Raw genomic sequence first — 13744 nt, 5'->3', positions numbered from 1 at the left:
CCGCCCGGTCATTGCCCGTTGGGTGATTAGAGCCATTCGCCGCGCACAACCTGACGATAGATCGACGACAGCCAATTGTCGCCTGCCGCTTCGGCCTTGAGCCCCTTGCCGGTCAGCAGGGCGTAGCTGTCCTGATACCACAAGGTCGACGGGTAGTTCGCGCCCAGAATAGCAGCGGCGGTCTGCGCCTCGTCGGTCAGGCCAAGGGCCAGATAGGATTCGACCAAGCGGTGCAGCGCCTCTGGCGTCTGCTCTGTGGTCTGGAACTCTTCGACCACGACGCGGAAACGGCTGACGGCCGAGGCGTAGTTCTTACGCTTCAGGTAGTACCGTCCGACTTCCATTTCTTTGGCGGCCAGATGATCAAAGGCCAGATCGAATTTCAGGATCGACGCGCGGGCATATTCGCTCTCGGGGTAGACCTCGATCACGGTGCGCAAGGACTGCAGCGCCTGAAAGGTCAGACCCTGATCCCGGCCGATGTCATCGATCTGGTCATAATAGGACAGCGCCAGCAGATACTGGGCGTAGGCTGCGTCGTCTTCGCCCGGATAGAAATCCAAGTAGCGCTGCGCAGCGGCGCGGCTGTTGGGATAATCCCGGTCGCGGTGATACGAATAGGCCTGCATGATCAACGCCCGCTGCGCCCATTCGGAATAGGGGTACAGACGTTCAATCTCGCCAAAGTAAAAGGCCGCGTCGCCAGCGTCACCGGTTTCGACTTCAACCTCGCCTTTGGCGTAGATCTGGTCGGCGGTAAACGCCTCCATCGAGGCGGGCACGCGCGATGCACCGCTACATCCGGCCAGCAATAGGGCTGCTACAGCAACACCCAAGCGTGCTTTTGCACCTGTGCTCATCAAGCTGCCTGACATGCTAAGTCCCCGCAAATTCTACCCATTGAGGCAGTGCGCCCCCGGTTATTCGTGGGTCTAACAGAAAACAAACGGGGGCAAAATGCCTTTTGACCGTCCTATAACAGTTGTGAAGCATTCAGCCCCGCGCCTGATATCACGCAACAGCGCACAAATCGGCGACAGACACGCCCACACCGGGCAAGCGCGCCGCGATTTGGTGATCACAGGTCACCAAACGCCAAGCGGCAGGATTGGCGAAAAGTGCGTGCAGCAAGGCGTTTGTCAGGTTGTGACCGGCTTTATGGCCCGTGTAGCGACCCAGGATCGGGCGGCCTGCGGTGTACAAATCACCCAGCGCGTCCAGCATCTTGTGGCGCACAGCCTCGTCCGCGTGACGCAGACCGCCGGGCGTCAAAACATCGGCACCGTCCACGACGACCGCGTTTTCCAGCGTGCCACCCAGCGCAAGGCCGTGGGCGCGCATATATTCCACGTCGGCGTTGCGGCAAAAGGTGCGGCTGTCGCACAATTCGCGCACAAAACTGCCGTTCGCCATGTTCAGCGTCATTTGCTGATGGCCGATGGCCGCGTCAGCGAAATCAATTTCGAAATCAATCTGCAGGCTGGTCGCGGGGCGCAGGGTCGCCCATGCGTCGCCGTGGCTGGCGCGGACTTCGTCCAAAATCTCGATCGCGAGCAACGGCGCGGACAGGCGCGTTAGCCCGGTGGACACGATGCCGCGCACAAAGGCCGCGCTGCTGCCGTCCATAATCGGCACTTCTGGGCCGTCGATTTCCACGATCGCGTTATGCACACCGCAGCCGGACAGGGCTGCCATCAGGTGTTCAATCGTCGAGACGCTAACATCGCCTTCGGTAAGGCGGGTATTCAGCGGCGACACCTCGACGTGATTCCACAGCGCGGGCAAACGGCGGCCCTGCCCTGCGGCATCCGTGCGGACAAAAACAATACCGGTATTCGCCCGCGCAGGGCGCAGCGTCAAACGCGCAGGACGGCCAGAGTGCAGGCCAATGCCGTCGAAGCTGAGATCAGATTGTAATGTCGTTTGCATGGGACGGGTCCGCCTTGGCGTAACTGAAGTTTATTCTTGCTATGTTAACGCATCAGATAGGCGGCAAGTGCCACAGGGACAATTCACACATTGCAACGTTCTGAAACATGGCCTGTAACAAAGGCTAAGACGTTGCCCCACAAACAAAAAAGCCGCCCACGATGGGGCGGCTTCTTACTTTAGTGTAATGGTTTTTAGTTGGCCTGACGACGCAAGAAGGCGGGAATCTCGATCCGCTCTTGATCAGGATCGATCGCAGGCTCTGCACGCGGCTGGTCGCGCAGGGCGCTGACCTGCGGCTGCTGGCGCGACGGCTGGGCGCTAGGCGCTTCGCCCTGCCCGGTCATCCGGTTGATCAAAGAGTTAATGCCAAAGCGCGGCTTTTCACCTTCGGCCGCGCGGGCCGGTTCAGCATTGCGCTGCGCAGCAGGCGCTGCGGCTGTCTTGGGCTGACGGTTCACGGCAGCTTGCAGACGGGCCATTGCTTCTGGTGTTGGCTGGCCGGGCTGAGCGGAACGCGGCGCGACGAAGCTTTCGGAGGCTTCGATTTCCGGCTCTGGCTGCGGACGGTACGCGGGCGGCGGCAGATCGTCAGACGTCGCCGCTGGCATTTCAGCGTAATCGTCATCCATCGGCTCGTACTGCTGATCGTCCATGCTCTCAAACAAGGAACGCTCTTCAACCGCAGGGGCCTGACGTGCGACAGGGGCCTGACGCTGCGCCGGTGCTTCAGCGCGGGGCGCTGGCTGCTGGCGCGCGGCGGGCTGCTCGCGCATTTCGGTCTGCTGCGGTGCACGGGCAGCAGGTGCTGCGGCGCGCGGTGCGGGCTCTGGATTGCGGATCGGCTGGTTCATCGACATCGAACGGCGCGGGACAGGCACGTCGTCAGCGCGGACGCGGGCGTCGATGCCTGTTGCCACGACGGAAACGCGCATGCGGCCTTCCATGCTGGTGTCCAGCGTGGAACCCACGATGATGTTCGCCTCTTGGTCGACCTTTTCGCGGATCTCGTTCGCGGCCTCGTCCAATTCGAACAGGGTCAGGTCGTAACCGCCGGTGATGTTGATCAGCACGCCGCGCGCACCGTTCAAGCTGATTTCGTCCAGCAGCGGGTTGGCGATGGCTTTCTGCGCAGCTTCTTTGGCGCGGTTCTCGCCTTCGGCTTCGCCTGTGCCCATCATGGCTTTGCCCATCTCGTCCATCACGGCGCGCACGTCCGCAAAGTCGAGGTTGATCAGGCCGGGACGGACCATCAGGTCGGTCACACCTTTAACGCCCTGATACAGAACGTCGTCTGCCAGCGCGAAGGCTTCGGTGAAGGTGGTGTTTTCAGTCGCCAGACGGAACAGGTTCTGGTTCGGAATGATGATCAGCGTATCAACGACCTTCTGCAGGGCTTCGACGCCCTCTTCGGCCTGCTTCATCCGCTTATTGCCCTCGAACTGGAAGGGCTTCGTCACGACGCCAACGGTCAGAACGCCAAGCTCGCGGGCGGCCTGTGCGATGATCGGGGCTGCACCAGTACCGGTGCCGCCGCCCATGCCAGCGGTGATAAAGCACATGTGTGCGCCCGCCAGCTGGTCAACGATCTGTTCGATGCTTTCTTCAGCGGCGGCAGCACCGACAGTCGCGCGCGCGCCAGCGCCCAGACCTTCAGTGACTTTGACGCCCATCTGGATCTTGGCTTCGGACTTGGACTGCTGCAGCGCTTGCGCGTCAGTGTTCGCAACGACGAACTCGACCCCGTCCAATTCCTTCTCGATCATGTTGTTAACAGCGTTGCCACCGGCACCGCCGACACCAAACACCGTGATGCGAGGCTTAAGGTCGTCGTGACCCGGGAGGGATAGGTTCAATGTCATGCTCAGTCCGCCTGTCTATGTGAGGGGCCCGTCCCACCGGGCAAAATTCGCGTATTTGGGCAGATATTAACTGGTTGTTGTGGTTTCGTCACTCAAAAAGCACGGTTAACCCACAAAATATGGCGTGTTTCCGCGCATTTTTCGCCGCATATGGTCGATTCGGCGAAATCTAGCGTGTCACCAGTTGTCTTTGAACCACTTCACGGCACGTTTCAGCGACCGCGCGGGATAGGTTTCGGCCGGGATATCGAAATCCCACCATTCGTCCTGCGGGTTCGCGGCGAACAATGCGCAGCCCACAGCACCGGAAAAGGCCGGACCCGTGGCGGCCTGCGGCAGACCCTGCACGCGCAGCGGACGACCAAGGCGGACTTGCTGGCCCAAAATCTTGGCGGCCAATCCGTCAAGACCGGGGATCTGGCTGCCGCCACCTGTCAGAACGATCTGCTGGCTGGGCAGATATTCAAAGCCAGCGGCGTCCAGACGCGCGCGGACCTCTTCCAAAATCTCTTCGATGCGTGGGCGCATGATGCCGATCAGCTCTGCCCGGCTGACGGTCCGGCGGTCGCGTTCCCAATCGCCGGTATCACCGCCGATTTCAATCATCTCGCGGTCGTCCATCCCCGTGGCGACAACGCCGCCGTAGAATGTCTTGATCCGCTCTGCCACCTGCATCGGGACTTGCAGTCCCATGCTGATGTCGCTGGTCACATGTTCGCCGCCCATGCGCACCGCATCGGAATAGATCATGTGCTTTTTCATAAAGACGGAAATGCCCGTCGTGCCGCCGCCCAGATCGATGCAAGCCGCGCCAAGTTCTTGCTCGTCCTCGACCAGCGACGACACGCCAGCGACATAGGCAGAGGACGCAAGGCCCGCCAATTCCAGATCGCAACGCTTGATGCAGAAAAAGATATTGCGGATCGCGGTCGCGTCCACGGTCATCAGGTGCAGGTCGGTCGCCAGACGCTGGCCGCCCTGCCCGCGCGGATCGGCCATGCCGCTGCGGTGATCCAATGCAAAGTTCACGGGCTGCGCGTGCAGAACGTCGCGGTCGTGGCCAAAATCAGGGGTTTCGCAGGACGCCAGCACGCGGCCGATATCGGCCTCTGTCACGATGCCGGTTTCAACATCGACAGCGCCGTCCAGACCATAGGACCGGGGACGCGCACCGCTAAAGCAAGCGATGACGTGATCGACGCGGACTTCGGCCATCTTTTGCGCCGCCTGAACGGCGGTACGGATCGCGCGCTCGGTTTCCTGCATCGCGTCAATTTCGCCAAAGCGCACACCGCGGGACCGGGTTGTGGCGGCACCAATCACGCGAAACTGGGACTGTCCTGCCAGCGCGCCGACGCCGTCAGTCTGCGCCGCACGGCCAGGTCCATCAAAACGCAACACAAGGCAGGCAATCTTGGACGTGCCGATGTCCAGAATGGCAATCACACCGCGCTGCATGGCCGCTTTGCGCACGTTCCGCATGGCCCGCTGTGTTTCGTAAAGATCCCGCATTAGTTGCTTGCCCCTGTCGTGACTGCGTTGCGTGTCGCCGCAACTGCATCTTGTTGTAGTCTTACCGTTGGCCGGTTTTCATTACGCATATCTACTAAGATAACATCGCGCGCCAGCAGATCTTGTGTGTCTTCCAGCGCGATAACGCGGGCCAATGCGGCCTCTGCGCCTTCACCCGGCAGTTGAATGCGTTGGCCGCGATCCAGCACCATATCCCAGCGCCGATTTCCGATCCGCACCAGTCCCCGTACACGCGTGGCGATGGGGGCGGCGGTGCGAAACAAGGCCAGCGCCTCGGTCATATGTTCCTTTGCGCCGTCGCCAGCGATCAGCGGCAGATCACGCCGTTCAGCGCGCCCCGCCACGTCGCCGGAAAAGACGCCGTTATCGTCCAGCATGCGCAAGCCTTCAGCCGTGCGCCACAAGGCGACGGGCTGACGCGGTGTGATCCCGATTTCCAGCGCGCCCGCATCGCCGACGCGGACATAAACATCGCTGACAGCATCCAGTGCGGCGACCTTGGCGCGCATCGCTTCCAGTTCCAGATCGAAAGACGAGACGGGAAATTCAACCGACACAAGCTCTGCGACTTGGCTGGCCAGCTCTTCGTCCGCGCCGGTGATGGCAAGGCCGGTGACCATAAATTCAGGGCGGTGCTGGATGGCGGCCTTGATCTGGTCATAGCGGTCCGTGACCACGGCAAGGTTGGCGTCGTTGGAAAACCACGCCGTGCCGATCAGGCCAATCACCAGCGTTGGCACGCCAAGGCGAAGCCCCGTGCGCACGCCCGGTGTCAGCATCCAGCGCTGCCAGCGATAGCCCCACTTGGACGGCGCAGGATCGCGGACCGGACGGGTGCGCGGGGTGGCGGCGTAGCCGCGCGGTTCCTTCATCGTGCGCATGATGCATCCTCGACCAGCCAGCGGCACAGGGTGCCAAAGGGGATGCCAACTTTTTCCGCCTGCTCTGGCGACAGTGACGTCGGCGTCATGCCGGGCTGGGTGTTGGTTTCCAGCAAGATCAACCCGTCTAGGCCGCGGGATTCATCCCAGCGGAAATCCGTGCGGCTGATGCCCCGGCAGCCCAAGGCGCGGTGGGCGCGCAGGGCGTAATCCATGCAGGCGTCAAAAATCTCGGCCGGGATATCGGCAGGCACCACGTGGCGCGAGCCGCCGGGCTTGTATTTGGCATCATAGTCATACCAGCCGTCGGTCAGGATGTCGGTCACCGTCAAGGCGCGGTCGCCCATCACGGTGGTCGTCATCTCTCTGCCCGGGGCGAAAGCCTCGACCATCACGGTGTCCGGCATATCGTCAGACAGTTGCGGCGGCCCATTGCCTGCGTCATGCACCAGATAGATGCCAACGCTGGACCCTTCGTTATTGGGCTTCACGACATAAGGCGGCGGCATCACATGTCCGGCGCGCACATCAGCCGCATTAGCGATGACGCTTTTCACGACAGGCAAACCAGCTGCAACAAAGGCGTCTTTGGTGCGCTGCTTGTCCAGCGCAAGGGCCGAAGCCAGCACGCCAGAGTGAGTGTAAGGAATACGCAGCCATTCAAGCAGACCCTGCACGCAGCCGTCTTCGCCCCAGCGGCCATGCAAAGCGTTAAAGACGACAGCAGGCATTTCGGCAGCCAAACGCGCAGGCAAATCAGCCCCAGCGTCAAGTTCCACAACCGTGAATCCTTCATCCCGCAAGGCCTTTGCACATTCACGGCCCGTCGAGAGTGAAACTTCACGCTCTGCGGACGGCCCGCCCATCAATACAACTACCTTGGGATCCGTCCTGCTCGACATACCCAACCGCCAATCCTGCAGACCTTTGCGGCCTGTCTTTCGTTATTTGCCACCTGTCCGTGGCACCCCATACAGGGTTAATTCGTGGTATCTTTCGGGGTTCGTTCGCCAACCCTCATGATTTCCCACTCTAATGTGATTTGCGCGGAATCGTAAACCGTTTTCCGCACCAGCTCGCCCAAATCTTCTAATTCTGCGGCAGTTGCACCGCCCGCATTGGTTAAAAAGTTGGCATGCATCGGGTTCATCACAGCACCGCCTAGGGTTGCACCGCGCATCCCGGCGTCCTCGATCACCTTCCAGGCCTTCAGATCATGGGTGTCGTCGCTGCGGCCCGTGCTGGAATGACCGACAGGATTGCGAAAGGTGCTGCCGGCGGTGCGGTCCTTGGTCGGTTGGGTTTGATCGCGCTTGGCAATCTGGTCGTCCATGCGCTGCGCCAGCGCATCCGGATCACCCGCCTGCCCGTTCAGCACGGCGCTAACCAGCACCGCCCCATCCGGCAAAGTGCTAGAGCGATAGGCAAAGGCCAGATCATCCACGCCAAGTGTCACCAGCGTGCCATCGCGCAAAACCGCCTGCGCCAATTGAAACACATCCGCGACATAGGCGCCGTAGCAGCCCGCGTTCATCCGGAGGGCTCCGCCGATGCTGCCGGGAATGGTGCGCAGGAAGGTCAGATCAACGCCCGCCTCGGCGCTGCGCCGCGCGACATGAGCGTCCAGCGCGGCAGCCCCTGCTGTCACGGTCAGACCGTCGATGGCGATGCTGTTAAAGCCCCGCCCCAGCCGGATCACCACACCGCGCACACCGCCATCGCGCACGATCAGATTGCTGCCGACGCCCATCGGGAACACCGGAACGGCGGGATCAAGCGCCGCCAGAAACGCGCGCAGATCGTCCAAATCCGCAGGCTGGAACAGCACATCCGCAGGCCCGCCCACGCGCAGCCACGTCAGATCGGCTAGGGGGCGGTCAACCGTCAGCGTGCCGCGTACGTCAGGCAGGTTCATGATGACTTTGGTCCCTTTGCCCCGCGCAGCCAGCGCATCAAATAGATCAGCGGCCAGCGCAGCACGCTTGCCCCGGCGGCCAGAAACAGCAGGCCAACGATTGGCCCCTGCTGCCACGTCAGCCAACCCAGCAGCGGAATGCCAATCGCAATCATGACGTAAGCAAAGCGCCAGTGATGGTCCCGGCTAGGAAACATTGCGGCGACATTCGCAGCAATCAGCCAGATCAGCGCCATCAGGATCGGCGCGCTCATTTCATCAACTCGGACGGCAGCGCCGGGTTTTGGCCCCGCGCCCGCGCCCAGAAATAGCGCAGCGGATTACGGAACATGGACCCAAAGGCCAAAAGTGCGGCCACACCGACAAGCCAACCGAAATCAAACCCCAGCCAGACGATTAAGACCGGGGCGGCGACAAGCAAGGCAATCCCCGGCACCATCTGTAAGCGCATTGGCAAGAAGGCGGTGATCGTCGCCGCCAGCACCCAAAGCGCGCCTATTAGGACAGACCAGATCACGCGCCCAGCCTGTCTTTCAACCCGTAGGCCCAAGCACTGATCGTGCCGGCCCCCAAGCAAACGACCATATCGCCGGGCCGGGCCTGTTCGCGCACAAGGCGTTCCAGATCGTCCTCGGATGCAACAGCGCGAGCGTGGCGGTGGCCGTGGCGGATCAAACCCGCCACCAGCGCATCGCGGTCAGCGCCGGGAATGGGGTCCTCGCCAGCGCCGTAAACTTCGGTAATGCCGACCACATCCGCGTCGTTAAAGCAGGCGCAGAAATCGTCAAAATGGTGGTGCAAGCGGCTGTATCGATGCGGCTGGTGCACGGCAATGACGCGGCCTTCGGTGGCCTGACGCGCGGCCTTGAGCACCGCAAGGATTTCCGTCGGGTGGTGGCCGTAGTCGTCGATGATGGTGATACCATTCACTTCGCCGACGCGGGTAAAGCGGCGATTAACCCCGCCAAACCCTGCCAGTGCGGCGCGGATCTCGTCTTTTTTCATGCCCAAATGGCGGGCCACAGCGACGGCCGACAGCGCGTTCGATACGTTGTGATCGCCGGGCATCGGCAAAACGCAGCCTTCGATCACGTCGTCTTCGGACTGCAAGGCCACGTCAAAATGCGCCGCGCCTTTGACGTACTTCAGATTAATCGCCCGCACATCTGCCTGCGCGTTGAAACCATAGGTTACGACACGGCGGTCTGTCACGCGGCCCACCAACGCCTGCACTTCGGCATTGTCGGTGCAGCACACGGCCAGCCCGTAAAACGGAATGTTCGACACGAAATCAAGGAAACCCTGACGCAGGTTTTCGATCGTGCCCCAGTGGTCCATATGCTCTGGGTCGATATTGGTGACGACTGCAATCGTGGCGGGCAAACGGTTAAAGGTGCCGTCGCTCTCGTCCGCCTCGACGACCATCCACTCGCCCTGGCCCATGCGCGCGTTGGACCCATAGGCGTGAATAATGCCGCCATTGATAACCGTCGGGTCAAGGCCGCCTTCGTCCAGCAAGGCGGCAACCATGGTGGTCGTCGTGGTCTTGCCGTGCGTGCCTGCGATGGCCACGTTGGATTTCAGGCGCATCAGCTCGGCCAGCATCTCGGCCCGGCGCACGACAGGCAGTTTTTGCGCCCGCGCGGCGTCCAGCTCCGGATTGCCCGCCTTGATGGCAGAGGAAATGACGATGACCTCGGCACCCTCTAGGTTTTCAGCGCGCTGCCCGACGAAAATCTTCGCCCCAAGGCTTTCAAGCCGCGCGGTAATCGCGCTGGCCTTTGAATCAGAGCCCTGCACCCGGTAGCCGTGATTGATCAGCACCTCGGCAATGCCGGACATGCCAATGCCGCCAATGCCCACAAAGTGGATTGCGCCTACGTCCAGCGGCAGTTTTGTCGGTGCCATCATCGTCTTATTCCGTTCATCAGTGTCTTGCGTCCGCCAACTGCTGCACCAGTTGGACCAGCCGCGCTGTAGCGTCAGGCGTCCCGCAGGACAAGGCAGCACGGGACATTTGCAGCGCGCCGGACGGATGCGTCAGCACCGTTTCCATGTGCTCGGCCAGGTTTTCGGCGTTAAATTTACTTTCCGGCATCAAGATTGCAGCGCCCGCATCCACCATCTGCCGCGCATTGGCGCTTTGGTGGTCCTGCGCTGCAGCAGCATAAGGGATCAGCACCGCGGGGCGGCCAATCACGGTCAGGTCGGCAATTGTGCTTGCGCCAGACCGGGCGATCACCAATTGCGCCTCGGCCAACCGGGTCGGCATATCGTCAAAGAAGGTGCGAATATCTGCGTTGATCCCGCGGGCCGCATAAAACGCATTCACCCGGTCGACATCCTCGGCCCGGGCTTGCTGAAATACGCGAATATTGCGGCGCAGCGCCTCTGGCAGCAGCGCGATCCCAGCCGGCACCACATCCGACAAGATCCGCGCGCCTTGGCTTCCGCCAACGACAAGCACGGACATCGGATAATCGCCAGGCGGAATATACCCAGCCCCCGCGCGGTCCAAAATGGACTGCCGTACCGGATTTCCGACATGCTCGCCGGTCACGCCGTCCGGCAGCGCCGTTGGCCAAGTCCCGCACGCCACCATATCGACGCGCTTGGCAAAGACCTGATTGACCCGGCCCAGCACCCCGTTCTGTTCGTGGATCATGCGCGGAATGCGCAACAACGTCGCCGCTGTCATCGCCGGAATGGCCGGATAGCCGCCAAAGCCAACAACCACATCGGGACGATCCCGCCGCATCGCCATGACCGCGCTCAGCGATCCACCCGCAATCCGCAAAGGCACCGCGACCTTCGCCAGTGCGCCGCCGCGGGCAAAGGTGCCGCTATCGACTTGCACAACCTCGACCGCGTCAGGAAAGCCGCCAACGTAACGCGCGCCGCGCGGATCCGTGCTCAACTTCACCCGCCAACCCAGATCCAGCATCGCCTCGGCCAAGGCCTGCGCCGGGAACATATGCCCGCCGGTACCGCCCGCCGCCATCATCAAGAGTGGCATAACGCCCTCCATTCACCTTGCCAGATAAACTCCGGGGGGAGTCCGCAGGACGGGGGGCTGGCCCCCCATCTTTGCGCCTGCATGATTTTTCTACGAAAAACGTTCACCGCCCGACGCGCCGCATCAGGATATCGCCAATCTCGCCTTGTGGGCGCGAGCGTGTCAGCGCCAGCAACATGCCGACGGCGATGCCGCCCGCGATCAAGGACGATCCGCCATAGCTGACGAACGGCAGGGTCATCCCCTTGGCTGGCAGCAAGCGCACGGCCACGCCCATGTTGATCATCGCTTGCACGCCAAAGGCGCAGGCCAGACCAGTGCCCGCCAGCCGTACAAACGGATCGCGCTCTTTCATCAGCCGCATCAGGCTGCGCACCACGATCACGCCGTACAGGGTGATGATCGCCATCACACAGATCAGGCCGTATTCCTCTGCCGCGACAGCAATGATAAAGTCAGTATGCGCGTCCGGCAGCGACCATTTCACTTGCCCCTCGCCCACGCCGACACCGAAAAATCCGCCTTCGCGGATCGCATTCGTCGCATAGCCAAGCTGGGTGCGCGGATCGACATCGGGGCTAAGGAAACCATCGATGCGGCGGGCAAAGTGTTCGGACATGTTATACGAAAATACACCCACGCCCCCGACAACACCGCCAAGGGCGATCAGCAAGGTCATCGGTGCACCGGCGACGAAATACATCACGCCCCATGAAAACAGCACCAGACAGGCCTGACCAAAGTCAGGCTGCAGCGCCAAAAACGCCACAATTACAATCGTCAGGATAAACGAATACATCCGCCCCGGAGGACCGCCCACACTCAGTCCCGCCGCCATCAACCACGCAGCGACAACGACAAAGCCGGGCTTCAGGAACTCGCTCGGCTGCACAGAGGCAAAGCCGAAGGAATACCAGCGCACGGCGCCCTTGCCAAAATCCGTGCCAAAAATCGGCAGCAACGCCAGCGCGACAAAGGCGCAGGCAAAGCCGATGACCGCAAGCCGGCGCACCATCACGGGGGTCATCATCGACACGCCAAACATGGCGATCAAGGCCATGCCGCCAAAGAAGCCTTGGCGGGTCACATAATAAAAGGGGCTAAGACCGTTTTTAGCCGCAAGCGGCGGCGAAGACGCCAGCCCCAGAAGCAGCCCAATGCCGAAAAGCGCCAAAATGCAGCACATGCTCCATTTGTCGATCGTCCGCCACCAGCGCGGCAGAACAGGATCACCTGCCACAACGCGCGGCGCGCCATACACCATTTCGGTCATCGTATTACCGCCTTGACTGCCTCATGTCCGCGTTTTCCGCGGATCTATTCTGCCAGCTTAACCCGGCCCGCGCGTCATTTCCACTTCAAATCGCGCGGCAGGCGAAAATCACACCCCTGCCCCCTTGCTTTGATGCGTTTTCCGCGCCAGTTCCGGTGGATGCATGTCCACACCCTGATCCTTGGCGCTGGCGCCGCCGGCCTTATGGCCGCCGCCCACGCTGGCCCCGATACGCTGGTCGTTGACCATGCCCGAGCGCCGGGCGAGAAAATCCGCATCTCTGGCGGGGGGCGCTGCAATTTCACGAATATGCACACCAGCCCGGACCGCTTTATCAGCCAGAACCCGCATTTCGCGAAATCGGCGCTGTCGCGCTATACGCAATGGGATTTCATCGCGCTGGTCGATGCGCATGGGATCGCGCACCACGAAAAGACGCTGGGCCAGTTGTTCTGCGACGGCTCTGCCAAGCAGATCGTGCAGATGCTGCTGACCGAGGCAGAGCATGCTGGCGCGAAAATCTGGCTGGACACCGCGATTGGCGCGGTCCGCCACGACGGCATGTTCCACGTCACGCTAACACGGGGTGGACGCGACATTGACGTGACCGCCGATAACCTGATCCTTGCAACGGGGGGCAAATCCATCCCCAAGATGGGCGCGACCGATCTGGCCTACCGCGTGGCGGCGCAGTTTGATCTGCCTGTGGTGACGCCGCGCCCCGGGCTGGTGCCCTTCACCTTTACGGACGAGCGTTTCAAACCGCTGGCAGGCACCGCCCTGCCCGCGCGGGTGACGGCGCAAGGCCCCGGCTTTACCGAGGCGCTGCTCTTCACGCATCGCGGCCTGTCCGGCCCGGCCATCTTGCAAGCCTCGTCCTATTGGCCCGAGGGTGATGCGATCACGGTCGATTTGTCCCCTGCCGCGCCGCTGGGCGATATCCTGATTGCCGCAAAACAGACCGAAGGGCGCAAAGGCCTGACCAGCGTGCTGTCGCGCCACCTGCCCGCGCGATTGGTGCAATACCTTGCGCCGGACTGGCCAACGGCAAACCTTGCAGACCTGCCGGACGCCGCGCTGCGTGATCTGGGCACGGCCCTGCATCAGTGGCAGCTGACCCCGACCGGCACCGAAGGTTATCGCACCGCAGAGGTCACGCTGGGCGGTATCGACACCGCCGCGCTGAATTCCCGCACGATGGAGGCCAAGACCGTGCCGGGCCTGTTTGCTATTGGCGAGGCCGTCGATGTCACCGGCTGGCTGGGCGGATATAACTTTCAGTGGGCTTGGTCGTCGGGCTGGGCCGCAGGCACCGCCATCGCTGGGCGATAACGG

13 protein-coding genes are annotated in these 13744 nt (G+C 61.9%); 1 reads left to right on the top strand and 12 read right to left on the bottom strand.

Annotated features, from left to right (window positions below; all coding sequences use genetic code 11):
* Nucleotides 1-26: 26 nt before the first annotated feature.
* The 12 genes from KBW81_RS05105 to ftsW all read right to left on the bottom strand — a co-directional run bounded on the left by KBW81_RS05105 (nucleotide 27) and on the right by ftsW (nucleotide 12409).
* Entirely contained in the window at nucleotides 27-860 is an 834-nt protein-coding gene (locus KBW81_RS05105; protein ID WP_090184399.1) for an outer membrane protein assembly factor BamD, read from the bottom strand.
* 151 nt (nucleotides 861-1011) lie between these two features.
* Complete coding sequence (gene lpxC / locus KBW81_RS05100; RefSeq protein WP_254248559.1) at nucleotides 1012-1929, bottom strand: UDP-3-O-acyl-N-acetylglucosamine deacetylase; 918 nt, start codon at nucleotides 1927-1929, stop codon at nucleotides 1012-1014.
* A 194-nt stretch (nucleotides 1930-2123) separates the two neighbouring features.
* The gene (gene ftsZ, locus KBW81_RS05095; protein ID WP_090184405.1) at nucleotides 2124-3791 is read right to left on the bottom strand and encodes a cell division protein FtsZ; all 1668 of its coding nucleotides are present in this window, start codon (nucleotides 3789-3791) and stop codon (nucleotides 2124-2126) included.
* 177 nt (nucleotides 3792-3968) lie between these two features.
* Nucleotides 3969-5303 (bottom strand): cell division protein FtsA, encoded by a 1335-nt coding sequence (gene ftsA / locus KBW81_RS05090; protein ID WP_254248558.1) that lies wholly within the window; start codon nucleotides 5301-5303, stop codon nucleotides 3969-3971.
* Complete coding sequence (locus tag KBW81_RS05085) at nucleotides 5303-6205, bottom strand: cell division protein FtsQ/DivIB (protein WP_245754096.1); 903 nt, start codon at nucleotides 6203-6205, stop codon at nucleotides 5303-5305. The genes ftsA and KBW81_RS05085 overlap by 1 nt, the downstream gene beginning before the upstream one ends.
* The gene (locus KBW81_RS05080; protein WP_175499117.1) at nucleotides 6193-7113 is read right to left on the bottom strand and encodes a D-alanine--D-alanine ligase; all 921 of its coding nucleotides are present in this window, start codon (nucleotides 7111-7113) and stop codon (nucleotides 6193-6195) included. Before KBW81_RS05080 ends, KBW81_RS05085 begins: the two co-directional genes overlap by 13 nt.
* A 71-nt stretch (nucleotides 7114-7184) precedes the next feature.
* Nucleotides 7185-8120, bottom strand: a complete 936-nt coding sequence (murB, locus tag KBW81_RS05075; RefSeq protein WP_254248557.1) for a UDP-N-acetylmuramate dehydrogenase — start codon at nucleotides 8118-8120, stop codon at nucleotides 7185-7187.
* Entirely contained in the window at nucleotides 8117-8374 is a 258-nt protein-coding gene (locus KBW81_RS05070) for a DUF2484 family protein (protein WP_090184413.1), read from the bottom strand. Before KBW81_RS05070 ends, murB begins: the two co-directional genes overlap by 4 nt.
* Nucleotides 8371-8637, bottom strand: coding sequence for a DUF2484 family protein (locus KBW81_RS05065; protein WP_254248556.1), 267 nt, complete (start codon nucleotides 8635-8637; stop codon nucleotides 8371-8373). Before KBW81_RS05065 ends, KBW81_RS05070 begins: the two co-directional genes overlap by 4 nt.
* On the bottom strand, nucleotides 8634-10031 hold the full coding sequence (gene murC, locus KBW81_RS05060; protein WP_254248555.1) for a UDP-N-acetylmuramate--L-alanine ligase: 1398 nt from the start codon (nucleotides 10029-10031) through the stop codon (nucleotides 8634-8636). Before murC ends, KBW81_RS05065 begins: the two co-directional genes overlap by 4 nt.
* 16 nt (nucleotides 10032-10047) lie before the next feature.
* Nucleotides 10048-11136, bottom strand: a complete 1089-nt coding sequence (gene murG, locus KBW81_RS05055; protein WP_254248554.1) for an undecaprenyldiphospho-muramoylpentapeptide beta-N-acetylglucosaminyltransferase — start codon at nucleotides 11134-11136, stop codon at nucleotides 10048-10050.
* A gap of 103 nt (nucleotides 11137-11239) precedes the next feature.
* Entirely contained in the window at nucleotides 11240-12409 is a 1170-nt protein-coding gene (ftsW, locus tag KBW81_RS05050; protein WP_090184428.1) for a putative lipid II flippase FtsW, read from the bottom strand.
* A gap of 159 nt (nucleotides 12410-12568) precedes the next feature.
* Here ftsW and KBW81_RS05045 point away from each other — a divergent pair, with 159 nt between their 5' ends.
* Complete coding sequence (locus KBW81_RS05045) at nucleotides 12569-13741, top strand: BaiN/RdsA family NAD(P)/FAD-dependent oxidoreductase (RefSeq protein WP_254248553.1); 1173 nt, start codon at nucleotides 12569-12571, stop codon at nucleotides 13739-13741.
* Nucleotides 13742-13744: the final 3 nt, after the last annotated feature.

This window comes from Loktanella salsilacus (genome assembly GCF_024206795.1).
In the GTDB taxonomy this organism is placed as follows: domain Bacteria; phylum Pseudomonadota; class Alphaproteobacteria; order Rhodobacterales; family Rhodobacteraceae; genus Loktanella; species Loktanella salsilacus.
Note: the sequence above shows the minus strand (reverse complement) of the source record. Positions and strands in the feature narration are given on the sequence as shown.